Raw genomic sequence first — 25,804 nt, 5'->3', positions numbered from 1 at the left:
GCCCGCGGTCACTGCATTGTGCCGCCGCGGGTGCCACGCTGACCGCCCATCGATCGCGAGGACGTCGCCATGGCATCGTTCGACCTGTATCTCCCACAGCTGCTGCGGTTCGAGGGCGGCTTCGTCGATGATCCGAACGATCCGGGCGGCGCCACCAACCGCGGCATCACCCTGGCCACCTTCCTGCGCTGCGCGCAAGCGCTGCTGGGCCAAGCGCCGACGCTGCAGAACCTGCGCGCATTGACTGTGCAGCAGGCCGCGACGATCTACCAGCACGACTACTGGGACAGGATCGGCGCCGATCAGATCGCCTCGCAGACGTTGGCCGAGCTCGTGTTCGATTTCTACGTCAATGCCGGCGATGTCGCGATCTCGCTGCTGCAGCGCGTCCTGCAGCAACTGGGCGCGACCGGCTTGGCGGTCGATGGCGAGATGGGGCCGGCGACCCTGGCGGCGCTTGCCAGTGCGGACACGGCACAGGTGTACGCGCAGTACCGGCAGCAGCGCATCGCCTACTACCAGCGCCTGGTGGCGGAGCGTCCGGCCGACGCCGAGTTCCTGGCCGGCTGGCTGCGCCGCGCGGAATGGTTCCCGGCGAGCCTGCCGGCCGATGCGTCGGCGCCTGCGCAGACCGGCACCGCCTGATGCGACGCCGCGCCGTGCACGGCGCGTGCATCTGCGTTTCACCGCATGCGCATGCCGCGCTGTCTAGTCTCCCGAACCAGCGTCGGCCATCTGCAGACGCCAGCGCACGCGATGACGGCGTGCGCCTGTCCTCGTTTTCGGGAAGACCGCATCATGATCAAGTGGGCCATCATCATCGCCATCATCGGACTCATCGCCGGCGCGCTCGGCTTCAGCGGCGTGGCGGGCGCGGCGATCGGCGTCGCCAAGTTCCTGTTCTGGGCCGGCATCGCCATCGCCCTGGTGCTGTTCGTGCTGGGCACCATGCTGGCCAAGAAGGTCAGTTAGGCACCAGGCCGGGTGTCGCGTCGATGCAGGTGCGTCGCGCGACAGGTCCGTAGAGCGAGGCCCTGTGGTGGTCGGCAGGCGCCTACTGTCCCATTGAAGGCCTAGGCGTCTCTGGCGGTATCCGCTTCGTGCGTTGCAGCGTCGTCGTCGGAGGCAGGCTTGGCCGCTGCGGCACGCGCTTCGCGCTTGCGCGCTTCTTTTTCTTCCTGCTGTTTCTTCTTGGCCAGCTCGCGCTGCCGCTTTTCGAAGGAGTAGTTGGGCTTGGCCAATGCATGTCTGCCGTCAGGGGAATGCCCTGAGTGTAGCCGCTGCGCGGCTTCGGCGTGCGAAACGGACAGGCCGTCATCGGGACGGCCTGTCCTAGGCGCAGGTGCGGGAGTACGGCCCTCCCGGACCTTGGCTTACGGGCTCAGATACTGCTGGATCGACGAATACACGTCGGCGAAGCGCGAGTAGTAGTCGGGATCGCTCGGTGCGCTGCAGTACGAGGTGCCGCCATACAGGCCGCCGCGCAATTGATAGGCGCCGCTGCTGTTGACGGTGAACAGGCCGGAGCCGGACGAGCCGCCCTCGGTGACGCCGGTGCTCCACTGCACGCGGTACAGCGGCGACTTGCCGTCGATGGAGCTGGACAGCGCGGTGACCTTGCCCAGCGAGTACTTCTTGACGTCGCCGGCCGGGTGGTGGATGCCCTCGATCGCGGTGCCGGTCGAGCCGATCGCCGAACTGCTCCAGCCCGCGTAGAACGCGCCGCTCGGCGGAGCGCTCTTGAGCTCGAGCAGCGTGGTGTCGCGGGTGGTGTTGGTATAGCGCAGGTAGGCGCCGCCGCCGAGCGTGGTGTAGTTGGAATTGACCGTGGAGCCGCCGCAGGTGGTGGCGTCGTAGAACCAGTAGGTCTGCAGCGTATTGGCCACGGTCTGGGTGCTGATGCAGTGCGCCGCGCTCCAGAACATCGCTTTCTTCGGCGAATTGCTGTTGTTGAGCAGGGTGCCGGTGCACAGGTAGGTGCTGCCGCCGCTGGTGAAGGTCATGCGCGCCACCGACTTGGCCGCCGAGGTGAAGCCGGAGGTCGGGTTGGCGCGGCAGACGATGTCGCGCTCGCACGAATCGCTCTCGCCGATCATCGGCCGCATCATCGTGTCGCTGGCCACCGGGCTGATGTCCAGGTGCGAGAGCTGCGGGATCTTCAGCGCGAAGCCTTGCGGGTACTGGCCGGCCGGCAGTTCGATCTCCACCACCATGCGCGCGCCGGCGATCACCGCCGACCAGCCGGGCTGGCTGCCGGCGAACTCGGCGCCGCTCTGCTGGAACACGCGGCCGTCGTCGCCGGCGAAGCGCAGCGTCGCCTTGCGCGGATCGCCGGGCTGGGCGCCGCTGCCGCTGAGCTGCAGCGCTGCGCGCAGCGCCTGCGCGTTGGTCGAGGCGATTTCGAAACTGGTGACCTGGGCGCCGTTGGGCAGCGTCTGCCAGCGCAGGCGACGCAGGTTGATGTCGGGCTTGGCGACGTCGCGGGAAAAGCCGATCTGCAGCGGCTGGCCGTGCTTGACCTGTTGCCCGCGTGCCTGCTTCATCGCCGCGGCCTTGCTGCTGTCGGGCGCGGCAAGTTCGATCAGGCGCGGGGCGTGCGCGCTGCCCGGGGGAAGGCTGCGCAGTTCCGCGCCACCGAGCGCGGCGGCATCCGGGCGGGCTTCGACCGGGGCGGAATCCATTTCGGCTGCTGGGGGAGTGGCAGCCATGGCGGCGGGGGACATGCCGGCAATGCCGGCGAGCAACGCCAGGTACAACGCATGCTTGCGATTCATCGATCTTCCTTCTGCGAAGAGGGACGAGACCATCCGGCAGGGGACCGGATGCCATTGCACCCGAGTTCGAGGTGCCTGCCGAGGCTACGGACGACGCCAGGGCGGTTGCGTGTCAGGCGTCACGCTCGGAGGGCCGGTTTCGTAGACAGCTGCTCACATTGCGTGTGATGGCGCGAAAGAAGCGCACGGCGCTGCGATGCCGCAGCGGTGCCGTTGCCTGCGCGCTGCAATGCGGATACGAGCCTGTCGACTGGGAAGGGCAGGATGGGTAGCGCTATCTGGAGCGGCCTGATCGACACGTCGACACGGACGTCGGCCAGTCCGCCCGCTCACGCTCACCAGCGGCTCAGGCCGCCCCGCCGAGCCGCATGAAGCAAGGCGCGGACGCTCCCGCCGAGCACGGTCCTGACCGGTTGCCACCTTTCTGCAATCTTTCCGACAAATTTCAGTAGATTCAATCACTTGAATCGGTATCTGGCGTGCTGCGACGCAGCTTGCATCGATTCAAATTCGGCCTATAACGCTGGCGTCGCATATATGAACTTTTCGTTCTTGTATGCACCGCCTTGCGGACGGCCCGCGCGAGGCCAGGGGGCTAGGGCGGGCTCGGTACATCTCGAACATCGATCGCTCCTGTGGGGGGAGACCAGTGAACAGAATCGCTTTCCGGCGCGGACTCATCGCCAGTTCCGTTGCGCTCGCCCTGTGGGCGCCCTCTGTCATGGCGCAATCCGCGCCCGATGACGCGGCCCCGCCCAATGGCGCCGGCAAGGCCGACAAGCCGGTCGAACTCAAGGCGGTGACGGTCACCGGATCGCTGATCCCGCGCGTGGAGGTCGAAGGCCCTGCGCCGGTGGTCACCATCACCGGCGAAGAGATCAAGAAGCAGGGCTACACCACCCTGTGGGAATTCCTCGACTCGCTGCCGCAGGTGGGCCAGCAGGTGTCCGACCCGGCCTCGTGGGGCTCCAGTTCGGTCAATGCGCGCTCGGTGAACCTGCGCGGGCTCGGCCCCGGTTTCAGCCTGCTGATGATCGACGGCCATCGCGTGGTCGATTACCCGCAGCCGCTCAACAAGCAGAGCAACTTCCAGAACTTCAACAACATCCCCACCGGGATGATCGATCACATCGAAGTGCTGGCCTCCGGCGCGTCGTCGATCTACGGCTCGGACGCGGTCGCCGGCGTGGTGAACGTGATCCTGAAGAAGGACTACCAGGGCAACCAGTTGCAGGTCACTGCGGGCGGCGCGACGCGTGGCGGCCGCCGATACGGCGACATCAACTACGTCGGTGGCCGCGCGGGCGACAACTGGCACGTGACCTACAATTTGGAGCACTCCAACCGCAGCGCGCTGTGGGGCATGGACCGGCCGTACCAGGATTCCGTGGCCGACGCGGGCTACGGCGCCTGGGGGCCGGCCTCGCGCATGTTCGGCTACCAGTACGACGCCGCCGGCGCGATCGCCCTGTCGGCCACCGATGCCAACGGCCGCTACATCACGCCGCCCGCCGGCACCTGCGACAAGTTCACCAACTCGCGCCTGACCCAATCGCACTCGGTGACCACCAACGGCACCCAGGTCACCGGCGTCACCGACAACGGCTTCTACTGCGCGCAGCCGGCGCTGTTCCAGAACTGGGTGCTGACCCCGGGCAGCATCAGCAACAGCGGCTATCTGGCGGGCGAGTACGACTTCCAGAACGGTCTGCAGTTCTACGGCTCGGCCGCGCTGTACCAGACCGTGGGCATCTCCAACACGCAGCTCAACGTGTTCAGCGCCGGCCCGTTCTACGACCAGACCACCGGGCAGACGGTCAACCAGGTGATCCGCCAGCTGACCCAGAAAGAGATCGGCGTCAGCGCCAACACCTACGATCGCGAGCGCAACTGGAACCTGCAGGCCGGCCTGCGCGGCACCGTGTTCGACGGCCGTTTCAACTGGGACCTCAACCTCAACACGCAGAAGTACATCGTCCGCGAGGAGTTCACCGGCTACAACGCGCAGGCCACCAACACCTTCTTCCTCGGCCAGCAGCAGGGCACCACCGCCGACGGCCTGCCGATCTACGCCTTCAACTGGCAGCAGTTCTGGAACCCGATCACCCCGCAGCAGTACGACCAGTTCGCGGTGACCGGCGTGAACACCGCGTCGTCCTGGCTCGACCAGGCGCAACTGCGCGTCAACGGCGACCTGTTCAAGCTGCCCTGGGCCGACCGGTCGGTGGGCTGGGCCGCGGTGCTCGAAGCCGCACACAACGGCTTCAAGCTGTCGCCCGACCCGCGTGCGGCCGATCCGTCCACGTTCCAGAACCCGTTCGGCGCCTACCTCACCGGTGCCGGCACCCGGCAGCGTTTCTCGCTGGGCACGGAGTTCCGCGTGCCGGTGCTGGAGTCGGTGACCTGGACGCTGTCCGGCCGCCTGGACAAGTACAACGACGCCAGCCGTGCCGACATCGCCCGTACCTGGGGCTCGGGCCTGGAGTGGCGTCCGTACGACGGTCTGCTGCTGCGCGGCAGCTACGGCACCAACTTCAAGGCGCCGGACATGCAGGCCATCTACCTGACCGGTTCGACCTCGCCGGTGGGCTTCTACGCCGACCCGCTGCAGTGCGTGAACGCGATCAAGGCCGGGCAGAACAACAACACCTGGTGCAACAGCGTGCAGCGTCCCGGGTCGCAGTACTACACGCTCTACACCAACGGCAGCCGCCTGCTGCTGCCGCAGACCGGGCACTCCTGGACCTACGGCTTCGTCTGGCAGGTGCCGGGCGTGCAGGGGCTGTCGGTGTCGGCCGACTACTGGAACATGGGCGTGGACAACGCCATCCAGTACCTCGGCCAGGACACCGTGCTGGCCGACGAAGCCGGCTGCCTGACCGGGCTGAAGCCGAACGGGACGTCGGGCCTGTCGCCGTACACGGCGCACGTGGCCGGATCGGAGTACTGCCGGATGGTCAGCCAGATGGTGAAGCGCGACGCCAACGGCCAGATCGTGTCCGTGCAATCTGGCCCGATCAACGAAGCCTCGCTGTACGTGGCCGGCGTCGATGCGACGCTGGACTACAAGTTCCACACCGACGGCTACGGCGACTTCCGCGCCGGCATCAACTACACCAACAACCTGTCGTACAAGCAGCGCGTGCTGGCGTCGGATCCGTTGCAGAACACCCGCTATCAGAACGTGGCCAGCCGCATGACCTGGATCGCCGACTGGACCAAGGGCCGCTGGAACGTGTCGATCTCCGGCGTGCGCAACGGCCGCATGCGCGCCCCCAACTACGCCGGCTGCGACGTGCTGCCCAACGGCATCCAGCCCGGCATGGTCACGGTGTCCAATGGCGGCAACACGATCTCCACCGGCGTCTGCCAGGTCACCCAGGACGGCAACCAGGTCACCGTGCCGGATACGACCTACCGGGGCCACGCGCCGGCCTGGATCACCTGGAACGGCTCGGTCGGCCTGCAGGTCACGCCGGACCTGCATGCGAAGCTCACCGTGTCGAACATCTTCGACAAGGTCGGTGCGATTCCGTATTACGCCGGCGGCTTCGAGTTCGTCACCACCGGGCAGACCGCGAGCGAGTACAACGGCCGGGAAATGTTCCTGACCCTGGACTACACGTTCAACTGAGCGGGCAGCTGATCGTCGGCGGGCTTCGCGGGAAGCGGAGCCCCCGGATCTTCATGGGCCTGGCGTTGCCTCATGTCAGCTCTCGTCGCAGCGCGCGCTGTCCAAGCGTACGTGCGCCACGTGATCTCACCTGGCGCCTTGCGCTTCGCGATGCGATGCGCTCGATCATCGTGCAACAGCCTCTCCCGCTTGCGCAGGAGAGGCATTCGCAGGAGAGGCACTACAACCGAAGAGGCGGTCCTGAGCTGCGCTCAGCGGCGCCGGTTCGACGGCACGAACTTGTACAGCTTGTTGACCCCGGTGCCGAAGTTGAAGCGGCTGTAGCCCGCACCCCAGTACACCGCACCATCGACGATCGCCGGTGCGCTGGACACCGAGCCGCCGGCATCGAAGCTCCACAGCGTGGCGCCGGTCTTGGCATCGAGCACGGTCATCGCGCCGGACATCGAGCCCGCGTAGACCAGGCCCGGCGACGACGCCAGCGGGCCGCGGCCGCCGGCGCCGAACGCGGTCTGCACCGGATCGGTACCCGGCACCTTGACCTGCCAGAGGATCTTGCCGCTGGCCGCATCCAGCGCGGCCCACGAGCCGGCGTTCCAGGTCTCGGTGTTGCCCGGCGCCAGCGTGTACGGCGTGTGCTCGTTGTTGTTGATGGCCACGTACACGCGACCGGAGAACGGATCCACCGACGAGCCCCACTCGATGCCGCCGGCGGTGCCGCCCGGGCCGACCTGGGTCGACCACACGGTCTGCCCGGTGTCGGCGTCGAAGGCCCAGTACACGCCGCTCTTCTGGCCGGCACCGACCAGCGCCTGCGGCTTGCCGTTGCGGATCGCCGTGAACAGGTTGGCGCCGCCGCCGCTGAAGTCGTAGTCCGGCCCCTGCGGGTCCTGGCACAGGCCATTGGTCGGCGCGACCAGGCACGACAGCGACCAGGCGTCGGCGCCCTGCAGGCGGCGCGTCCACACCGGCTTGCCGCTGCGCATGTCCAGCGCCAACACCGAGTCGACGTAGTTGTCCGGCGCCATGCAGGCCAGTTGCGCGGTCTTGTCGCCGTTGGCGTTCTTGACGCAGCTGGCCACCTCGGTCGGCACCGAGTAGTTGTTGCCGGTGGTGGCGTAGACGCGCTGGCGCAGCGGATCGATCGCCAGCGTGCCCCACACCGAGGCACCGGTGTAGCCCTCCGGCGTGGTGCGGAAGCTCCACAGCAGCTTGCCGGTCTTCAGGTCCAGCGCGGCGACGCTGCCGCGGAAGGAATACTTGTAGCCGGCGCTCAGGCCGCCCCAGTCGCCGGAGGACACGCCGACGTAGACGCGGTCGCCGTAGATCACCGGCGAGGCGGTGATGCGCGCCTGCGGGTTGGACTCGACCAGGGTCTTCCACAACAGCTTGCCGGTGGCCTTGTCGATCGCCAGCACCGTGCCGCTGGCCTGGTCGCCGACCAGCACGCTGTCGCGCGCGATCGCAGGGCTGTTGCGCGACAGCGAACCGGCGATGCCGGTGTAGTCGGCCAGCTTCACCTGCCACACCGCCTTGCCCAGGTCGGTGTCGATGCGATACAGCTGGCCGCCCCAGTCCGGCACGTACAGCGCCGTGCCCTGCACGGTCGGCGTGGCCGAGACGTCGCCCTGGGTGGTGAAGGTCCACGCGGTCTTCAGGCGCGCGGCGTTGAACGGAGTGATCTGCCATTCGCCGGGCGCGAAGCGGGTGTTGAGGAAGCCGCCGCCGGCGCTGTCCCAGAGGCTGTGCGTGGCGAACGGCGTACCGCCGGAGAACGTGCTGCGCCATTGTGCGCTGGCGGCGCTGGCGGCGCTGGCGGCGCTGGTGTCGGTCGTCGCCGCTGCGGTGCCTGCGGACTGCGCCATCGCCATTGCGCTGAACATCAAGCCGGGAATCAACGCCAGCCGCAGGCGGGAGTGGTTCTGGTGTGCATCACGCGTTTTCATGGATGTCCTTCGGGCTTGGGAGTGAGGATCCCCCCGTCACGTCCGCGGCCATCCTAGAAGTGAAAATCCTTGCGTGTCATGTACTTACGAAAAAGTTAGGGCCTTTGCAAAAGGTTGCTGCGATAGCGAAAAACGATGGTGGCGGCATCGCGTTGTCATCGTGCCGGCACGCGCGTGACGCATGTCGTCGCAGGCTGCGATGGCCGTCGCGGCCGCGTGTTGCCGCGCATCGACACGGCGCGGCAGATTGCGTCCGCGTGGCGCGTGGCGATATGCGCCATCGATCCCGTGTGCCGGATTCGCCGCGTGAGCGCGGGCTGAATCGCGGTGCAGTCGGACGTGCCGCAGTGCGCTGCGGCGACGCCGCATGGGCGGTGCGAGCGGTTGGTTACACTGTGCGATCACCGTTGTCCGCACAAGGAATGCCTCGATGAAATGCCCCTCGCTGTTGTCCCTCGCCATCGCGCTGTGCGCCACGGCCGCTGGCGCCGTGCAGGCGGCAACGCCCGTGTCCACCGCGGCGCTGGAGGGCAAGGTCGATGCGCTGTACACGCGGGCGCCGGACACGCTCAAGCCCGATGAAGTGAAGGCGATGCAGCAGCGCCTGCTCGATTGGGCGCAACTGCAGCGCTATCGCGCCGACAATGCCGCGCTGCCGGCGCCGGCAGCGGACGCGCCGCGCGTGGTGTTCTACGGCGACTCCATCACCGACGCCTGGGGCCGTCGCGAAGGCACCACGTTCTTCCCCGGCAAGTCCGCCTACGTCAATCGCGGCATTTCCGGGCAGACCACCGCGCAGATGCTGGTGCGCTTCCGCCAGGACGTGATCGACCTGAAGCCGGCGGTGGTGGTGATCCTGGCCGGCACCAACGATCTGGCCGGCAACACCGGGCTGTCCACCCTGGAGATGATCGAGGACAACCTCAGCGCGATGACCGAGCTTGCGCAGGCGCATCACATCAAGGTGGTGCTGGCTTCGGTGTTGCCGGTCACCGACTATCCGTGGCGGCCGGGCCTGCAGCCGGCGCAGAAGGTGCGTGCGCTCAACGCGTGGATGCAGCAGTACGCGCAGCAGCACGACGCGGTGTACCTGGACTACTACAGCAAGCTGAGCAACCGCGACGGCGGCATGGACAAGACCGTGGCCATCGATGGCGTGCACCCCAACAACGCCGGCTATGCGGTGATGGCGCCACTGGCCGAGCAGGCGATCCAGCGCGCGCTGGCAAAGCCCTGAGTCACCGCGCGCGCTCCTAGCCCCTCTCCCCCCGGGAGAGGGGTTGGGGTGAGGGTACGACCGCCGGCAACAACGATCGGCGAGGCCGCACCCGCAATCCCTCAGAACCGCTCACCCTCCGGCAGATAGCGCCACTCGCCCGGCGCCAGCTTGCCCAGCGGAATGCGGCCGATGCGCAGGCGGCGCAGGCCGGTCACTTCCAGCCCGACCTGCGCGCACATGTCGTGCAACTGGCCCGGCTGCACGTGCTTGATCGCGAAGCGCAGGCGCTGTTCGCTCTGCCAGCTGACCTTGCACGGCGGCAGCGTGCGCTGGCCATGGCGCAGGCCGTGCGCGAGCCGATGCAGGCCGTAGGGCTGCAACGTGCCGCTCACCTCCACCACGAACTCCTGCTCCAGCGTGGCCGCGTCCTCGCTCAGCCGCCGCAGTACGCGGCGGTCCTGGCTCAGCACCAGCAATCCGCTGGCCTCGGTCTCCAATGGCAGCGGCAGACTCAGGCGCAGGAAATGGCGCTTGAGCACACGCATGTCGCTGGCATCCAGCGCGCTGCGGTTGCCGGGCGTCGCCAATGCCATCGCATCCTCGGCGCGCATCCCGGCCGGTTTGTGCAGCAGCAGCGTGACCGCCTGCGCCGGGCCGAGTTGCGCGTCGGGCGCCAGCGTCACCTGCTGGGTGGTGATCGGCGTCTGCGGTTCCTCGACCACCACCCCGTTCACGCTGACCCAGCCGCCCTCGATGTACTGCTGCGCCTCGCCGCGCGAACACGGCAGCAGGGCGGCGAGATGCTTGTCGAGACGGACGGGGCTGGACATCGGCAGTACGCGATCGGTCGGGGGCGCAGTGTACGGGCGTCGCGGGGACGCTGCCACGCAGCTGCGCCTCAGTGCTCGGCCAGTTCCAACTGGGTCAGGTAGAGACGCAGGTCGAACTCCAACTGGTGGTAGTCCGGCGTCATGTGTGCGCACAGCTGGTAGAAGGCCTTGTTGTGCGCGCTTTCCTTCAGGTGCGCCAGTTCGTGGGCCACGATCATCGGCAGGAACGCCGCCGGCGCGTCGCGGAACACGCCGGCGATGCGGATCTCGCGGCTGGCCTTGAGCTTGCCGCCCTGCACGCGCGACACCGTGGTGTGGGTGCCCAGCGCATGTTTCACCGCCTGCAGGCGGTTGTCGTAGACCACCTTGTGCAGCGGTTCGGCGCTGCGCATGCAACGGTCCTTCAGCGCCTGCGTGTAGTCGTACAACTGGCGATCGGTGCGCACCGCGTTGGCCTCGGGGTAGCGGCGGCGCAGCCAGTCGCCCAGGCGCTGGCGCGCGATCAGTTCGCGCACCTGGTCCAGGACCTGGGGTGGGTAGCCGACGAGGTAGCGCAGGGTGTCCATCCCGCCACCTTAGCCTGCCGCGCGCGGCGGGGCATCCGCCGTGTGCGGCCTTCGCGGGCGGGCACCGGCGCTGCGGGTATCATGCGCCTCCCGAATCCGAGTCCGTGGACGCTTCCGATGCGCAATCCCCTGCAGGAGCAACTGCTCAAGGCCGGCCTGGTGAAGAAGAGCCAGGTGGCGCAGGTCGCGCGCGAGCAGGCCAAGGCGCGCCAGGGCAAGACCCCGCCGCCGCCCAGTGCCGAGCAGCTGGAGAGCGAGCGGTTGCGGCAGGAGCGGGTGGAGCGCGATCGTGCGCTGTCCGCCGAGCGCAATGCGCAGGCGCGTGTGCAGGAGCAGCGCGCGCAGGCGCGGCAACTGGTCGAAAGCCACAAGCTCAAGGCCGACGGCGAGATCGACTACCACTTCACCGATGCCGGCAAGATCCAGCGGCTGCGGGTGGATGCGGCGCTGCGCGCGCAGCTGATCGCCGGCAGCGTGGCGATCGCGCGGCTGGATGCCGGCTACGTGCCGGTGCCGCGCGCCGTCGTGGAGAAGATCGTCGCGCGCGATCCGGCGACCATCGTGTTCGATGCGCTGGCAGCAACGCCGGCCAGCGGCGAGGACGATCCGTACTACAGCCAGTTCAAGGTCCCGGACGACCTGATCTGGTGAGGCGGGACGCCGGGCGGCGCTGCATGAACGTCTCGGCGAGGTGAAGCCGGCGTGCATTGCATTCGCCGGTGCCGGCCGCATCATCCAGGCAAGGCAAGAGTGCGGAGACGACCATGGCCACTGGGTGGGCAGGCGACGGCGCGGTGCAGGACCAGATCGATGCGACCGTCGAGGATGCGATCAAGCGGGCGCGCAGCCAACTTCCGCAGGGGCCGGGGCTGAGCCACTGCGAGGACTGCGACGCGCCGATTCCCGAGGCGCGGCGCAAGGCCGTGCCGGGTGTGCGCCTGTGCGTGGCCTGCCAGGACGCGCAGGACCGCGCGCAGCACGAGCACAGCGGCTACAACCGCCGCGGCAGCAAGGACAGCCAGCTGCGCTGAGGCTCAGCCGGCGCGATCGGTCTCCAGCGCAGGCTTTGCGTGCAGCGCGATGTTGAGCTGATCGACCACGATCGCCCAGTCGGCGTCTTCCAGGCGCTCCTCGCGCAGCAGTTGCGCCTGCGCGGGTGTCCAGAACGGGGCTTCTTCCAGGCGCATGTCATCGGGCAGCGGCGCATGCTGGGCGATGAACTGGCGAATCTCGCCTTCGCTGTTGGGCAGGCCAAGTTGGGCGAAGAGGTCGGCGAACGGATGAATGACGGGTTCCATGCAGTACCTGGTCGGGAAAGGGGAGATCGCCGCGCTAGGCGGCTGGCATCGACCATAGCGGCTTCGTCATGTGCGTGGCGTCAGCGTCCGCGTCGGTGGCGTGCGGCGCTCAGCCCAGCCCGGATGGAGCCGGATGGCCGCGCCAGCGGCGCGTGCTGCGCTGGAAGAACAGGCTGTTGGGGATCTGCAGCACGCTCTCGCCGTCGCCGTCGCGTTCCTCGCGCAGCGTGGTGTAGATCAGGTTGATGTCGATCACCTGGCCCTTCAGTCCCGGCTTTTCGCCGTTCTCCAGCAATTCGATGTGGTCGTGCAGGCGGAACGGGCGCGTGGTGAAGATCAACAGCGTGCAGAAGATGTTGGACAGCACGCTCCAGGCGGCGAAGAACGCCACCGCCGCGACCGCGGCGAAGCCGGTGAAGGCGGTCCACAGCACGGTGCCGGAGACGCCGAAGCGGTCCAGGATCAGCAGCAGCGCCGCCGCGTAGATCACGAAGCCGATGCCGCGGCGCGCCATCATCACCAGTTCCGGCGGCAGTGCGTAGTGCTCGCCCAGGCGCCGGATCAACCGTCGCAGCAAGGTCCGCAGCAACCAGGCGCCGAGCACGATCAGCACGATCTGCGCGCCGGGCACGATCACGTCGAGCCAGCGGTGCGTCCACGGCGGCAGCAGGGTATGGAGCGAGGGCATTGCACTTCGGAACACGCAGGGGAGGCGCGATGGTCGCAAGCGTGGCCGCCGCGGGCAAGTCGTGCTGGCGTGCGCTGCGGCGGTGGGCGGTTCAGCCGGCGCGTTCCAGCGCCTCCCACTGGGCCTCGGTGACGTCCGGCAAGGCTTCCAGCGCCGGCTTGGCGAACAGATAGCCCTGGTAGAGGTCGATGCCCAGCGCACGCAGTGCGCGGTACTCGGCAGGCGTCTCCACGCCCTCGGCGAGGATGCGGCAGCCCAGCGGCGCGGCCATCGCGACGATGCCGCCGACGATGTGGCGGCGCGCGGCGCTGCCGTCGATGCCGCGGATCAGCGCCATGTCCAGCTTGATCAGGTGCGGCTGGAAATCGGCGAGCAGGTTGAGGCCGGAGTGGCCGGCGCCGAAGTCGTCGATCGCGGTCAGGAAGCCGCGCTGCGCGTAGTCGCGCAGGATGCGCACGACCTTGGGCAGGTCGGCGATGCGTTCGGACTCGCTCAACTCGAAGATCAGGTCGCCGGTGGGCACACCGAAGTGCTCGGCCGCCCTCAGGGTCAGGCGGATGCAGGTCGCCGGCTCGTACACCGCATTGGGAATGAAGTTGATCGACAGGCGCGTGCGCAGGCCCAGCTGCGCGGCGGTGGCGATCGCCTGCACCCGGCAGGTCTGGTCGAAGCGGTACATCTGCTGCGGGCGCACCCGCGCCAGCACCGCCGCCGCGCCGCTGCCGTCCTCGCCGCGCACCAGCGCCTCGTAGGCGTAGATGGAGCGGGTGGCGGCATCGACGATCGGCTGGAACGCCATGCGCACGGCGAAATCCAGCGGCTCGCCATCGCGACAGTTGCCGCAGGCGGGCTGGCCGAGTTCGGCGGACAGGGAGCGCAGGAGCATGCCGAAACGAGACCGTGGAAGAGATCGCAGTATGCGCTTCTGGCGTGAAGACGGTGCCGTGCTTGCGCACCGGCGCCGGCACTCCGAGGGCGCCGTGTTCGCCTGGCCGTGTGGTCGTCGGCGCCAGCCGGAGGCGCCGTCGTCGCGTGCCAGGCGCCGCGTCCTCGCGCGGCGTGGACCGGCGTCCATGTCCGGCCGTGTCCCGCCGCAGGTGCGCGCGATGACGGCGGGATGCGCGGGCGCTAGCCCGCGTCGGCGACGTCGACCTTCTTCAGCACGCGGGTGGTGCCGAGCACCTCGACGCGGCCGCCGGCCTGGTGGAACGCGGCCAGGTCGGCCTCGATGCGCTCGCGGCTGAGGCCCTTTTGCGCCTTGTCCGCGGCGCTGGCGCCGCGTGTGTTCCTGGCGCTGGGCGAAGCGGTGGTGCTGGTCGGTCGTGCCATGCTGGAACTCCTGCAGTCAGTACATCGTCAGGGGAATGCCACGGGTCAGTTGCTCGTGGTGGGTACGGCGGATCTCGCGGCAGTACGGGCCGGCCATCGCGAACTTGCGGCAGACCGCCGGGCGCTGCGCGTAGATCGAGCAACACATGCGCGCGCCGTCCACCGCCACGCACCAGCCGTCCTCGTCGCGCGCCATCACGTGCAGACCCTCGCGGGTGTACTCGGTGAGATGCTCGGGGACGTGGTCGTCCGGCATCACCAGGACGGTCAGGCGGCAGCAGATCGCGTCGCAGCGGTCGCAGGCGATGTCAGCGTCGGTCGCGTCCCGCGCGCTCTCGCTCATGCGTCGCCGCCCCGATCCGGACCTGTCGGCCAGGAAGGTGGCTGAAGCGGCGACGCCAGACGCTCGATCTGGAGCGTGGCAAGGGCGGGGGACATGGCGCTCCGAAGGATCCGGCCCGTAAAGGGACGGAGGTTGGCGCGAGAAGGAAGCGAGTCGGGCGACAGGAACGGCCGGACGAGACGCGCGTAGCGACGTGACGCTGAAGCGTGCCGCCATGCTACGCCAGTCGTGCGCCCGCTGCATGAACAATGCGGGCCGCAGGCGGCGCGCCGGCCGCGAGCGGCCGGTCGGGGAGGGGCCGCCGACGCCTGTGCTGCGTCAGTCCTGCGCGGCGGCCAGCGCCAGGCCCTGTACCACGCCGAACGAGGGGTCGCCGTGGACCAGGCGCGCTTGCGGGAACGCGGCAGCGACCAGGCGCTGCAGGTAGCCGGCGCGCGACATGCCGCCGGTCAGGAACACCGCGGCCGGGTCGCCGCCGATGTCCTGGCGCACCTGCGCCAGCAACTCCTGCAGGGCCTCCAGATAGCTGCGTGCGGCCTGCACCAGTTCCTCGGCCTGCACCTGCACCTGCAAGCCGGCTTCGATGTAGTCCAGGGTCTCGGCGTGGTGCTCGGCGTCGCTGAGGCGGATCTTGCTGCGCTCCACCGCACGGTACAGGCGCGCGGTGTTGCCCGGTTCCTGCAGCGCCTGCAGGCGCGCCTCGTACGGCGCGGGGACGACGTCGTAGCGGTGCTGGCGGAAATCGCGCTGGCGGGTGGTGTCCTGCACCATCGCCGCTTCGACGTAGTGGTGCGAGGGCACGCGGGTGAGGCCGCGGCCGAACTGCGGCATGAACCCGGCCAGGCTCAGCGCCAGGTCGATGTCGGTGCCGCCGCGCGGGATGCCCCAGGCGCGGTGCACCTGCGGCGCGGCATCGCCGCCGACGCTGGCATGGGCGATGTCGGTGGTGCCGCCGCCGATGTCCACCACCACCGCGGCGTGGCGCTCGCGGCTGACCGCGTGGTAATGCATCGCCGCGGCCGCCGGTTCCTCCAGGAAGGCGACGTCGTCGAAGCCGGCGGTGATCGCGGCGCTGTGCAGGATCTCCAGCGCCTGCGCGTTGCCGGCCTCGCCGATCGAACTGCGGAACTGCACCGGGCGGCCGAGCAGGGCGCGGCGCACCTGCACGCCCAGTTGCTGCGAGGCGGTCAGGCGGATGTGTTCGAGAATGTGCGCGGCGATGCCGGTGATGGTCTGGCGCGCGCGCGGATGCAGGTTGTAGCCCAGCATCGACTTGGGACTCTGCACCAGGTTGCCTTCGCCTTCGACGAAATACGCGTCCAGTGCATCATCGCCGTATACCGCGTTCTGCAGCAGCGCCGCGGAACTGCGCGGCTCGCGCATCTGCGTTTCCATCCATTGCCGGCGCACCACCCGGATCGCATCGCGGCGCAATGCGTCGGGGCTGCGTTCGCGGCCGGCGGCGAGCGCGTCGCGGCGGCCGGATTCGATCAGCTCGTCCACCTGCCGTTCCAGCGCCGGGGTCAGATCGAACTCGGCCGGGTCGCGCATCACCTCGGGGAAGTACACCGTGGTGCGGAACTGCTGCTGCGCGCCGAACTCGATCGGCACCACGCGGCCGTCGATCACCGCGGCGGCGGCGGAATTGCTGGTGCCGAAGTCGATACCGAGGCGCATGACGGTGCCGGGGGCGGGAGGGGCCGCGCACTGTGGGGCAAGCCGCCGCGCGACGCAAGCGCGGCCGCAAACGCACGAGGCCCGCATCGGCGGGCCTCGTCGGGGACGCGAAACCGGGTCGCTTACAGCGCGGCGCCGGCGTGGCCCTGGTTCTTTTCCTGCTCGGTGGCCTCGCGCACGCCGGCCACTTCCACGGCGAAGTGCAGCACCTGCCCGGCTAGCGGGTGGTTGCCGTCGATGGTCACCAGTTCTTCGCCGACCTCGGTGACCGTGACCAGCAGCGGGCCCTGGTCGGTCTGCGCCTGGAACTGCATGCCCGGCGCCAGCGACCCGGCATCCGGGAACGAACCGCGCGGCACCTGCTGCACCAGTTGCTCGTGGCGCGGGCCGTAGCCCTCGGCCGGGATCACGTCGGCGGTGACCGACTCGCCGGTGCGCTTGCCGGTCAGCGCCTTTTCCAGGCCCGGCACGATGTTGCCGGCGCCGTGCAGGTAGCTCAGCGGATTGTCCGGCGAGGACTGGTCGATCACTTCACCGGCGTCGTCGGTGAGGGTGTAGTGGATGGTGGCGACAAGCCCGTTGGCGATCTCCATGGGAAACCTCGTTCAGTGAGTAAGGGGAATACGCCGGCACAGTCACAGCGCGATGAGAGGGGTGCTACCCGACTACCCTAACGAAAAGCGGCGCAGGGCCGCAAGTCGCGTCGGGGGCGCCGCCATTCAGGCCGGCGGCGGCCGGCGCAGCGCGGTGCGCCGGGCCAGCCAGGTCTCCGGGGTCTGCGGCTTGACGAACAGCGCCTGCAGTTCCGGATGCTCGGCGCGCGCGGCGGCCTCGATGCGCTCGATGCACGCTTCGATCTGCGCGGTGCTGCGCTGGTCCTCGAATTCGGCGCTGAGCGCGGCCACCACCTGGTCCGGCCCCATCTGCACGCTGAGTACGCCGTTGACCGCGCGCACGTCCGGATCGGCCGCGGCGATGCGCCGCAGCGCGTCGCCGAGCGGACGCGCCGCCGGCTCGCCGATCAGCAGGCCCTTGGTCTCGCGCGCCAGCACGAACGCCGAGCAGGCCAGCACCGCGGCGATGCCGACGGAGGCGACGCCGTCCAGTTCCGGCATGTCCAGCCATTGCGCTGCGAACAGCCCGGCCAGCGCGATCAACAGGCCGATCAACGCTGCGCTGTCTTCCACCAGCACGGTGAACAGGCTCGGGTCCTTGCTCTCGCGGAACGCCTGTACGTAGCTCAGGCGGCCCTTGCGCGCGCGGAACTCGCGCAGCGAGACCCACCACGAGCCGCCCTCGAACACCAGCGACAGCCCCAGCACGATGTAGTTGAGGGTGTGGTCGCTGGCCGGCTGCGGATCGCGGATATGGGCGATGCCCTCGTACAGCGACACCCCCGCGCCGAGCGCGAACACCAACAGGGCGACGATGAAGCTCCAGAAGTACAGTTCGCGCCCGTGGCCGAACGGATGGGTCTCATCGGCCGGGCGCGCGGCGCGGCGCAGGCCGTACAGCAGCAACAGCTCGTTGACCGTGTCCACCAGCGAATGCACGCCTTCGCTGAGCATCGCCGAACTGCCGGAGAGCCCGGCGGCGACGAACTTGGCGATGGCGATGGCCAGATTGCCGGCGAGCGCGGCGTAGATCGCGAGGCGGGACCCGGACGAAGCGGACATGAGATTCCTGCGGCTGGCGCGGCCGCACGGCGGCACGGGGCGGGCGGCTACAATAGGCGGCTCGCCGTCGTCGCCGTATCAAGGATTCCCATGCCCGCCGCACCCGCCTGTCCGCAATGCACCCTGGAAAACACCTATGTCGACGGCGCCAACTGGGTGTGCGCGGACTGCGGCCACGAGTGGCCGGTCGCGGCCGACGCCGCCAACGACGCGGCGACGGTGGTGCGCGACAGCAACGGCAACGTGCTGCAGGCCGGCGACACGGTGGTGGTGATCAAGGACCTGAAGGTCAAGGGCTCGTCGATCCCGCTGAAGCAGGGCACGGTGATCCGCGGCATCCGCCTGGTCGAAGACGATGCCGAACACATCGAAGGCAACTCGGACAAGATCAAGGGCCTGGTGCTGAAGACCTGCTTCCTGCGCAAGGCGTGAGCCGCTGGCCCGATGCGCCGCCGCGCCGCAGAGAATGTCGGGCGCAGCGGCAGCGATCCGGCTCAGCCGCTGCGCGCCCAGGCGCGTGCCGGCTGCGCGAGGATCCAGGCCGCGCACAACAGCGCCAACGCGCTCCATGGCAGCGCAGCGACGCCCGAGCGCTGCAACAGCACGCCGCCGAGTCCGCCGCCGACGGCGATCGCCAGGTTCCAGGCGGTGACGATCAGCGATTGCGCCAGATCGGCGGCAGCGCCGGCGCGACGCGCCATCGCGGTCTGGAACAGCGTGGCGCAGCCGCCGAAGGCCAGTCCCCACACCGCCAGCGCCGCCGTCGCCAGGGGCGGCGCATGTGGCCACAGCGCCAACGCCAGCGTCGCCAGTGCGAACAGCGCAATGCTCGCCAGCAGCAGCGGCCGTAGCCAGCGATCGATCCATACCCCGACCCCGGCGATGCCGAGCAGCGCGGCCAGCCCGAACAGCAGCAGGTAACGGTCCACTGCGGGATCGGCTTCGATCCGCGCCAGCAATGGCGCCACATAGGTGTAGAGCAGGTTGTGCGCCAGGACGAACGGCAGCAGCGTTGCCAGCACCTGGCCGACTCCGGGCAGCGCCAGCACCCGGCGCAGCGGCAGTTGCGCCTGCGTCGCCTGGCCAGCGAAGTCAGGGACCGTGGCGCGCACCCAGACGAGCAATACCAGACTCAGCAGCGACATCGCGCCGAACGCCCAGCGCCAGCCAAGATGCTGGCCGAGCAGGGTTCCGGCCGGAATGCCCAAAGTCAGCGCCAGCGGCGTGCCGATCATCGCCACCGCGATCGCGCGGCCCTGCTGTGCCGGCGCCGCCATGCGGCTGGCGTGGCCGGCGAGCAAGGCCCACAGCAGGCCGGCGCTGACACCGGCGAGCAGGCGTGCGGCCAGGATCAACGCGTAGTCGTCGGAGATCGCGGTGACCATGTTGGCGACAGCGAAGCCGGCGATGGCCAGCAGCAGCAAGGGGCGCCGGCGCAGGCGGCGGGTCGCGGTGGTCAGCGGGATCGCGGCCAGCAGCGAGCCCAGCGCGTAGACGCTGACCAGTTGCCCGATCCATGCCGCCTCGACCTGCAACCCGGCCGCCATCGCCCGCAGCAGCCCCGCCGGCAACGTCTCGGTGAGGATGGTGACGAACCCGGCGCAGGCCAGCGCGAGCAGGCCACTCCAGGGCAGGCGCGGCGCGGCCGGCGGCACCGCTGCGTCCCGGCGCAGTGGGGGCATCGCCCCATTCATGCGCGCGCGCCACCCAGCGCGGCATACACCGCATCGCGCAGATCGGCGACGAACACGCCTGACATGCCCTCGTAGAGCGTGTTGGTCAGCGCCACCACGCTCAGTTGCCGCGCTGGGTCGACGAACCAGCTATGCCCGTAGGCGCCGCCCCAGCGCCAGGTGCCGGGCGCTTCCGGGGTCGCGGTCGGCAGCGGGTCGCGCAGGACCGAGAAGCCCAGGCCGTAGACCCAGCCCGGTGCGTCCGGCGGCCCGAGTTCGCCGACCTGGGCGCGGCCCATTTCCGCGACCAGCGCAGCCGGCAGCAGCGCCGCGCCACCGCTGCGCAGCGTCTCCAGCAGCCGCAGCACGTCGCCGGCATTGCCGACCATCCCGGCGCCAGCCGACGCGAACGCGTTGCGGTCCAGTGCGCGCGAGGGATGGAAGACGATCCCGGCGCCGTCGGGAAAAGGCGCGACCACTTCGCCTTCGCCCAGCCGATGCGGCGAAGGCTGGTCGTTGACGTACGGCACCGCCAGGGTGGAAACGTCCTCGGCATGGAAGGACGTGGCCTGCATCCCCAACGGGCCAGTGACCAGATCACGGACCAGTTGCGCCAGCGGCTGCCCACTGGCGGCCTGCAGCACCGCACCGGCGACGTCGATCGACAGGGAATAGCCCCAGCCGCTGCCCGGCGCGTACCGCAGCGGTACCTGAGCGAGACGGCGCAGGTTTTCCTCCAGGCTCAGGCCACTGGCGTCCATGCCATCGGAAACGCCGGCGCGCGCGAGCGGGCCACCGGCGGGTTCAAGAAAGCGGTAACCCAGCCCGGCGCTGTGGCTGAGCAACTGGCGCAGGCTGATGTCCGGCACCCGGCCGTCGGCCAGGGCGGGGCGGAACCACGGCAGCCAGCGTGCGACCGGCGCATCCAGGCTCAGGCGGCCCTGCGCCACCAGTGCCAACGCCGCGGTGGCGACGATCGGCTTGCTGACCGAGGCCAGGCGAAAACGCGTCTCCTCATGCATCGGCCGCTGCGCCTCGCGGTCGGCCCAGCCGGCGGCGCGGCGGTAGACGCAGGCGCCCTGATGGGCGACAAGCACCACCGCACCGACCAGCCGCTGCTGCTGCAGGGCGGCGTCGATCGCGGCATCCAGCGGCGCGGCCTGTTGGGGCGACAGGGGCGGCAGCGCAGGGAACGGAAAAGCGGAGGCGGTGGCAGAGGATGCGGGCATGGGGGCAGCGCTCGGTGAAGGGAACGACAGCGTGGACGCCTGCCAATTGCGGAAAAAGACGGGTAGATTTCCTGGCTACAAGGACAAAAATGTCCGCAATGGAGCGCTGCAATGGACAGTCTGGGGAGCCTGCGTGGCTTCGTGCAGGTGATGGAGAGCGGCGGCTTCGCCGAGGCCGGGCGGGCGCTGGGCCTGTCCGCATCGGCGATGGCCAAGAGCGTGGCGCGGCTGGAACAGTCGCTGGGGGTGCGCCTGTTCCATCGCAGCACCCGCAGCCTGACCCTGACCGCCGAAGGCCAACTGCTCCTGCCGCGCTGCCGGCGCATCCTGGCCGAGGTCGAGGCGGCGCGCGGCGAGCTGGGAAGCCTGGCGGCGACGCCGAAGGGGCGGCTGCGGATCAGCCTGCCGATGAACAACAACGTGCTGCTGCCGGTGCTGGGCGACTTCATGCGCGCCTATCCGCAGGTGCAGTTGGACCTGGATTTCGACGATCGCCTGGTGGACGTGATCGAAGAGGGGTTCGATGCGGTGTTGCGCGTGGCCGAGCCGGACGATTCGCGGCTGGCCTCACGCCGCCTGGGCAGTTTCCGCCGCTGCCTGGTGGCCTCGCCCGATTACCTGCAGCGCTGCGGCACGCCGTTGCGGCCGGCCGACCTGCTGACGCACCAGTGCCTGCACTACCGCTTCCGCAGCAGCGGGCGCCTGGAAGCCTGGCCGCTGGGTGCGGCGGCGGCTGACCTGTCGTTGCCGGTGTCGATGGTGTGCAACAACATCGAGACGCGGCTCAGCTTCGCTGTGCGCGGCTGTGGCATCGCGTTCCTGCCGGAGCACTCGGTGCGCGCGGAACTCGCGGCCGGCACGTTGCGCACGCTGCTCGACGACTATGTCGACTCCACCGGCACCTTCCATTTGCTGTGGCCGTCGAGCCGGCACATGCTGCCGAAGCTGCGCGTGTTGGTCGATTTCCTCGGCGAGCGATTGATGTTCTAGGCGTGCAGGAATCGCACAATGGCGTTGTGCAGCGGTATGGCCGGGTGCTACACGCAGATCCGATGTTCGCGGCCTTGCGACTGCAGGCTGCGGCACATGTGCCGCAGCCTGCGCAGCGGGTTCAAACCAGCGTCGGGTAGTCGGTGTAGCCCTTGGCGCCGCCGCCGTACAGCGTGTCGGCGTCCACCTGGTTCAAGGGCGCGTCGCGGCGCAGTCGTTCCACCAGGTCCGGGTTGGCGATGAACGGGCGGCCGAACGCCACTGCGTCGGCGCGGCCGGAGGCCACGGTCTGTTCGGCCAGTGCCTTGTCGTAGCCGTTGTTGACCAGCCACGGACCGTGGAACTTGGCGCGCAGCGCGGCATAGTCGAAGGCGATGTTGTCGCGCGGGCCGCCGGTGGCGCCTTCGATCACGTGCACGAAGGCCAGGCCCAGCGGATCCAGGCGTTCCACCGCGCGCTCGAACAGCGGCTGCGGGTCGCTGTCGCGCGCATCGTTGGCCGGGGTCACCGGCGACAGGCGCACGCCGGTACGGTCGGCGCCGATTTCCTGTGCCACCGCTTCAACCACTTCGAACAGCAGGCGGGTGCGGTTCTCGATGCTGCCGCCGTAGGCATCGTCGCGGTGGTTGCTGCCGTCGCGCAGGAACTGGTCGATCAGGTAGCCGTTGGCGGCATGCACTTCCACGCCGTCGAAGCCGGCGGCGATGGCGTTGCGGGCGGCGCGGCGGAAGTCCTCGATCAGCGCGGGGATTTCGTCCAGGCGCAGTGCGCGCGGGGCGGAGACGTCGGTGAAGCCCTCGGCGGTGAAGGTCTTGGCATCGGCGCGCAGCGCGCTGGGCGCCACCGGCGCGGCGCCGCCCGGCAGCAGGCTGACGTGCGAGATGCGGCCGACGTGCCACAGCTGCAGCACGATCTTGCCGCCACGGTGATGCACCTCGTCGGTGACTTTCTTCCAGGCCGCGACCTGCGCGTCGCTGTAGATCCCCGGGGTGTCCTTGTAGCCCTGGCCCATCGGGCTGATCTGGGTCGCCTCGGCGATGAGCAGGCCGGCGCTGGCGCGCTGGCCGTAGTACTCGGCGGCCAGCGGCGAGGGGATGCGGCCTTCGCCTTCGGCACGGTTGCGGGTCAGGGGCGCCATCACGATGCGGTTGGCCAGTGCGATCGCGCCCAGGCGCAGCGGCGTGAACAGCGGGGAAGCGGTGTCGGTCATCGGTGGGTCTCTTGGTGGTGGGGTGGGGCGGCCGACCCTACAGCGGGGCGCTGCAAGGCGGCGTGCGTGCAGGACATGGGGGCGCGTGCGGCGGTTTCGCGGCGGTGCGGTGGGACAGTGCGTTGCTGCGGCGGCACCTTCGCGAGGGCATCGCCACCCCGGGCGCCACCAGCGGCACCACGCAACGCGGCGTTGCGCAGGCGGGGCTGCAGGATTTGCTGCAATGCACAATAATGGGCGGCCCTTTCCTTCGGGACGTGCGCATGACCTCATCCGCCACGGCGCCGCTGTCGCGGCGCGGCTACGTGCTGATCCTGTTCGCGCTGGCGATGGGCGGTTTCGCGATCGGCACCAGCGAGTTCTCCACCATGGGGCTGATGCCGTACATCGGCCGTGGCCTGGTCATCGATGCGCCGCAGGTCGGGCATCTGATCAGTGCCTATGCGCTGGGCGTGGTGGTCGGTGCGCCGCTGCTGGCGATCCTCGGCGCGCGCTGGTCGCGCCGCGATCTGCTGCTGGCGCTGATGGGCTTCTATGCGTTCGGCAATCTCGCCAGCGCGGTGGCGCCGGACTATCACAGCATGCTGCTGGCGCGCTTCGTCGCCGGCCTGCCGCATGGCGCCTATTTCGGTGTGGCGACCCTGGTGGCCGCGTCGATCGGTCCGCCCGACCAGCGTGGCGCGGCGGTCAGCCGGGTGCTGCTCGGCCTCAACCTGGCGGTGCTGGTCGGCAACCCGCTGGCGACCTGGCTCGGCCAGGTGGCGGAATGGCGCTATGCCTACGCCCTGGTCGCGGCGATCGCGGTGCTGACGGTGGTGCTGGTGTGGCGCCTGCTGCCGGCCGATCCGCAGGAGGCGCGGCCCTCGCCGTTGCGCGAACTGCGCGCCTTCAACCGCACGCAGGTGTGGCTGGCGCTGGGCATCGGCGCGATCGGCTTCGCCGGCATGTTCTGCGTCTTCAGCTATCTGGCGCCGACCCTGATGGAGGTCACCGGGGTCTCCGAGCATTGGATCCCGGTGGCGATGGGCGCGTTCGGGCTGGGCGGCCTGCTCGGCAACCTGGCCGGCGGCTGGCTGTTCGACCGGATGCAATTCCGCGCGGTGCCGCTGGTGTTGCTGTGGTCGCTGGCGGTGTTGCTGGTGTTCCCGCTGGCGGCCACTTCGCCGTGGGCGGTGCTGCCGGCGGTGGTCGCGGTCGGCAGCATGGGCGCTTTGGCGCCGGTGCTGCAGACCCGCCTGATGGACGTGGCCAGCGATGCGCAAACCCTGGCCGCGGCCTCCAACCATGCCGCGTTCAACCTGGCCAACGCGCTGGGGCCGTGGCTGGGCGGCATCGCGATCGGCGCCGGCCTGGGCTGGACCTCCACCGGCTATGTCGGCGCGGCGATGGCCGTGGGCGGCCTGCTGATCTACCTGTGGGCGCGCCAGGCGGCACGGCGTGGCGCCTGCGCGCATGCGGCCGGCTAGGGTGCGCTAGCGCAGCGGCCGCGCGGTGGAAGACAGCCTGCGCAGCGCGTCCAGCTTGCCTTGGTAGCGCGGTTGCGTGGCTGGATCGGCGTGGGCCATGGCCTCGCGCAGCGCCGCGGTGGCGCGGCGGGTGTCGCCGCTGTGCAGGTAGGCGCGGGCCAGGGCGAAGTACAGCAGGTGGGCGCCGTCGTAGAGGTGCAGCGCGTGCCGGTAGTAGGCGATCGCTGCGGGGTAGTCCTGGCGCCGCTCCGCCTCGTTGCCGAGCAGGTATTGCTGGAATGGGTCGCGTTGGCGCACCTGTTCCATCTGCCGCTGCAGGGCGGCCTCCCGCGTGCCGTCGCCCAGGCGTCGGGCCAGGCCCACGGCGTTGGACAGCGCCGGCAGGTGTTCCGGATCGATCTCCAGCGCCTTGGCGTAGTCGCGTGCGGCGGCGGCGCTGTCGCCATCGCGCATCGCCAGCACGCCCCGGTTGTTCCAGGCCCCGGCGAAGCGTGGGTCCATCTGCAGGGCCATCGCCAGATGCGCGCGGGCGCCGTCGACATCGCCGTCGACCATCAGCTCGGCGCCGCGGTTGTTGTAGTAGTGGGCGAGGGCGCGGCGGTCGGAGATCGGCTGCGGCCCGCGCCGGTCCATCAGCACGCTGCGGTCCAGGTCGATGCTGCCGCGGCCGCTGTCCACGCGCACGCCGGCGTTGACGTGGCCGACGTTGTACAGCGCATTGCCGTCCTCGTACCAGCTCAGCACGCGGCGTACTTCCTGGACCTGAGCCTGCAGCCCGACGTCGCGCGCCATCGCCACGAACAGCAGGGTGAAGGACAGGCAGTTGACGTGGCGCGTGGCGTAGCTCTCGGCGACGCTGTGGGTGGCCTTGGGGTCGTATTGCAGGTCCAGGCCGTTGGCATCGAAGGCCAGCGCCACCAGTTGCTGCAGACGGTGTTCGGCATCGGCGCCGCGGTCGATGCGCTGCTGCAGCAGCGCATGCAGCGCCGGTGGAAGTTGCATGATCTGCTCAGGGATCGGAACGGCGGTTGCCGCGGTAGTCGTCGCCGGAACCGGCGGTGTCGCCTCTCTCTGGACGGCCGCTGCCGTGTGCGATGAAGGTCGCGACGGTGTGGGCGGCGACGGGGCGGCCGTGGCGGCGGCGAGCAGGGCGAACGCGGTCCAGGCGAACATGACGCACCTCGCGGTGCCCTGCAGTGGCGAGGGCTCGCCTGCACTATAGGCCCTCGCTGGCGAGACAGGATGGTCATCGTGGC

The 25,804-nt window shown here is 69.6% G+C and carries 26 protein-coding genes; 9 read left to right on the top strand and 17 right to left on the bottom strand.

The genetic code is table 11. The features are described 5' to 3' along the window. Positions 1–69: 69 nt before the first annotated feature. Both ACHWVH_RS00550 and ACHWVH_RS00545 read left to right on the top strand, forming a co-directional pair. Positions 70–645 carry a glycoside hydrolase family 108 protein gene (locus ACHWVH_RS00550; protein ID WP_295926955.1) on the top strand — a complete coding sequence of 192 codons (576 nt, stop codon included), beginning with the start codon at positions 70–72 and terminating at the stop codon, positions 643–645. 153 nt (positions 646–798) lie between these two features. Beyond that, complete coding sequence (locus tag ACHWVH_RS00545; protein WP_017908222.1) at positions 799–972, top strand: DUF1328 family protein; 174 nt, start codon at positions 799–801, stop codon at positions 970–972. Positions 973–1,073: 101 nt separating this feature from the next. On the opposite strand, the gene ACHWVH_RS00540 is transcribed toward ACHWVH_RS00545, so the two are convergent. Beyond that, complete coding sequence (locus ACHWVH_RS00540; RefSeq protein WP_295911273.1) at positions 1,074–1,241, bottom strand: hypothetical protein; 168 nt, start codon at positions 1,239–1,241, stop codon at positions 1,074–1,076. Positions 1,242–1,373: 132 nt separating this feature from the next. Continuing rightward, positions 1,374–2,774: a serine protease gene (locus tag ACHWVH_RS00535; protein ID WP_295972610.1), complete on the bottom strand. Its 1,401-nt coding sequence runs from the start codon at positions 2,772–2,774 to the stop codon at positions 1,374–1,376. Positions 2,775–3,495: 721 nt separating this feature from the next. On the opposite strand from ACHWVH_RS00535, the gene ACHWVH_RS00530 reads away from it, so the two are divergent. Continuing rightward, positions 3,496–6,408, top strand: coding sequence for a TonB-dependent receptor domain-containing protein (locus tag ACHWVH_RS00530; protein ID WP_295926948.1), 2,913 nt, complete (start codon positions 3,496–3,498; stop codon positions 6,406–6,408). Between the two features lie 251 nt (positions 6,409–6,659). Here ACHWVH_RS00530 and ACHWVH_RS00525 read toward each other — a convergent pair whose 3' ends face one another. After that, complete coding sequence (locus tag ACHWVH_RS00525) at positions 6,660–8,279, bottom strand: PQQ-binding-like beta-propeller repeat protein (protein ID WP_394686523.1); 1,620 nt, start codon at positions 8,277–8,279, stop codon at positions 6,660–6,662. Between the two features lie 505 nt (positions 8,280–8,784). Here ACHWVH_RS00525 and ACHWVH_RS00520 point away from each other — a divergent pair. Continuing rightward, complete coding sequence (locus ACHWVH_RS00520; RefSeq protein ID WP_148828783.1) at positions 8,785–9,591, top strand: SGNH/GDSL hydrolase family protein; 807 nt, start codon at positions 8,785–8,787, stop codon at positions 9,589–9,591. A 101-nt stretch (positions 9,592–9,692) separates the two neighbouring features. Here ACHWVH_RS00520 and ACHWVH_RS00515 read toward each other — a convergent pair whose 3' ends face one another. Beyond that, positions 9,693–10,403, bottom strand: a complete 711-nt coding sequence (locus ACHWVH_RS00515) for an rRNA pseudouridine synthase (protein ID WP_394686456.1) — start codon at positions 10,401–10,403, stop codon at positions 9,693–9,695. 68 nt (positions 10,404–10,471) lie between these two features. Then, positions 10,472–10,969 carry a YgjP-like metallopeptidase domain-containing protein gene (locus ACHWVH_RS00510; RefSeq protein ID WP_267121171.1) on the bottom strand — a complete coding sequence of 166 codons (498 nt, stop codon included), beginning with the start codon at positions 10,967–10,969 and terminating at the stop codon, positions 10,472–10,474. A gap of 117 nt (positions 10,970–11,086) precedes the next feature. On the opposite strand from ACHWVH_RS00510, the gene ACHWVH_RS00505 reads away from it, so the two are divergent. Together ACHWVH_RS00505 and ACHWVH_RS00500 are read left to right on the top strand one after the other, a co-directional pair. Then, positions 11,087–11,620 (top strand): DUF2058 domain-containing protein, encoded by a 534-nt coding sequence (locus ACHWVH_RS00505; protein ID WP_152237953.1) that lies wholly within the window; start codon positions 11,087–11,089, stop codon positions 11,618–11,620. Between the two features lie 113 nt (positions 11,621–11,733). Next, a complete protein-coding gene (locus ACHWVH_RS00500) occupies positions 11,734–12,000 on the top strand; it encodes a DksA/TraR family C4-type zinc finger protein (RefSeq protein ID WP_010342319.1) in 267 nt (88 codons plus the stop codon). Positions 12,001–12,003: 3 nt separating this feature from the next. Here the strand turns inward: ACHWVH_RS00500 and ACHWVH_RS00495 are convergent, their stop codons facing one another. The 8 genes from ACHWVH_RS00495 to ACHWVH_RS00460 all read right to left on the bottom strand — a co-directional run bounded on the left by ACHWVH_RS00495 (position 12,004) and on the right by ACHWVH_RS00460 (position 17,980). Then, on the bottom strand, positions 12,004–12,267 hold the full coding sequence (locus ACHWVH_RS00495) for a DUF2789 domain-containing protein (protein WP_017914688.1): 264 nt from the start codon (positions 12,265–12,267) through the stop codon (positions 12,004–12,006). A gap of 109 nt (positions 12,268–12,376) precedes the next feature. Continuing rightward, complete coding sequence (locus ACHWVH_RS00490) at positions 12,377–12,955, bottom strand: mechanosensitive ion channel domain-containing protein (protein ID WP_394686455.1); 579 nt, start codon at positions 12,953–12,955, stop codon at positions 12,377–12,379. 91 nt (positions 12,956–13,046) lie between these two features. After that, on the bottom strand, positions 13,047–13,841 hold the full coding sequence (locus ACHWVH_RS00485; protein WP_152180853.1) for an EAL domain-containing protein: 795 nt from the start codon (positions 13,839–13,841) through the stop codon (positions 13,047–13,049). A gap of 242 nt (positions 13,842–14,083) precedes the next feature. Next, complete coding sequence (locus ACHWVH_RS00480; RefSeq protein ID WP_017908234.1) at positions 14,084–14,284, bottom strand: hypothetical protein; 201 nt, start codon at positions 14,282–14,284, stop codon at positions 14,084–14,086. A gap of 16 nt (positions 14,285–14,300) precedes the next feature. Beyond that, positions 14,301–14,627, bottom strand: a complete 327-nt coding sequence (locus tag ACHWVH_RS00475; RefSeq protein ID WP_017908235.1) for a YkgJ family cysteine cluster protein — start codon at positions 14,625–14,627, stop codon at positions 14,301–14,303. Between the two features lie 318 nt (positions 14,628–14,945). Continuing rightward, positions 14,946–16,304: an Hsp70 family protein gene (locus ACHWVH_RS00470; protein WP_394686454.1), complete on the bottom strand. Its 1,359-nt coding sequence runs from the start codon at positions 16,302–16,304 to the stop codon at positions 14,946–14,948. Between the two features lie 122 nt (positions 16,305–16,426). Continuing rightward, positions 16,427–16,897 carry a peptidylprolyl isomerase gene (locus ACHWVH_RS00465; protein ID WP_017908237.1) on the bottom strand — a complete coding sequence of 157 codons (471 nt, stop codon included), beginning with the start codon at positions 16,895–16,897 and terminating at the stop codon, positions 16,427–16,429. Between the two features lie 126 nt (positions 16,898–17,023). Continuing rightward, complete coding sequence (locus ACHWVH_RS00460; RefSeq protein WP_394686453.1) at positions 17,024–17,980, bottom strand: cation diffusion facilitator family transporter; 957 nt, start codon at positions 17,978–17,980, stop codon at positions 17,024–17,026. Positions 17,981–18,070: 90 nt separating this feature from the next. Between ACHWVH_RS00460 and ACHWVH_RS00455 the strand changes: the two genes are divergently transcribed. Beyond that, positions 18,071–18,412, top strand: a complete 342-nt coding sequence (locus tag ACHWVH_RS00455) for a zinc ribbon domain-containing protein YjdM (protein ID WP_017908239.1) — start codon at positions 18,071–18,073, stop codon at positions 18,410–18,412. Positions 18,413–18,474: 62 nt separating this feature from the next. Here ACHWVH_RS00455 and ACHWVH_RS00450 read toward each other — a convergent pair whose 3' ends face one another. Together ACHWVH_RS00450 and ACHWVH_RS00445 are read right to left on the bottom strand one after the other, a co-directional pair. After that, complete coding sequence (locus ACHWVH_RS00450) at positions 18,475–19,662, bottom strand: MFS transporter (protein ID WP_394686452.1); 1,188 nt, start codon at positions 19,660–19,662, stop codon at positions 18,475–18,477. Positions 19,663–19,670: 8 nt separating this feature from the next. Next, a complete protein-coding gene (locus ACHWVH_RS00445) occupies positions 19,671–20,882 on the bottom strand; it encodes a serine hydrolase domain-containing protein (protein WP_394686451.1) in 1,212 nt (403 codons plus the stop codon). Positions 20,883–20,993: 111 nt separating this feature from the next. On the opposite strand from ACHWVH_RS00445, the gene ACHWVH_RS00440 reads away from it, so the two are divergent. Then, on the top strand, positions 20,994–21,872 hold the full coding sequence (locus ACHWVH_RS00440; protein WP_394686450.1) for a LysR family transcriptional regulator: 879 nt from the start codon (positions 20,994–20,996) through the stop codon (positions 21,870–21,872). Between the two features lie 121 nt (positions 21,873–21,993). Here ACHWVH_RS00440 and ACHWVH_RS00435 read toward each other — a convergent pair whose 3' ends face one another. Then, positions 21,994–23,082: an alkene reductase gene (locus ACHWVH_RS00435; RefSeq protein WP_394686449.1), complete on the bottom strand. Its 1,089-nt coding sequence runs from the start codon at positions 23,080–23,082 to the stop codon at positions 21,994–21,996. 263 nt (positions 23,083–23,345) lie between these two features. Between ACHWVH_RS00435 and ACHWVH_RS00430 the strand changes: the two genes are divergently transcribed. After that, on the top strand, positions 23,346–24,548 hold the full coding sequence (locus tag ACHWVH_RS00430; protein WP_017914391.1) for an MFS transporter: 1,203 nt from the start codon (positions 23,346–23,348) through the stop codon (positions 24,546–24,548). Positions 24,549–24,554: 6 nt separating this feature from the next. On the opposite strand, the gene ACHWVH_RS00425 is transcribed toward ACHWVH_RS00430, so the two are convergent. Continuing rightward, entirely contained in the window at positions 24,555–25,550 is a 996-nt protein-coding gene (locus ACHWVH_RS00425) for a lipopolysaccharide assembly protein LapB (protein ID WP_295939442.1), read from the bottom strand. Positions 25,551–25,804: the final 254 nt, after the last annotated feature.

Source organism: uncultured Xanthomonas sp. (genome assembly GCF_964278005.1).
Lineage (GTDB): Bacteria > Pseudomonadota > Gammaproteobacteria > Xanthomonadales > Xanthomonadaceae > Xanthomonas_A > Xanthomonas_A sontii.
The sequence above is the reverse complement of the archived record's forward strand: the minus strand, read 5'-3'. Positions and strand labels throughout refer to the sequence as shown.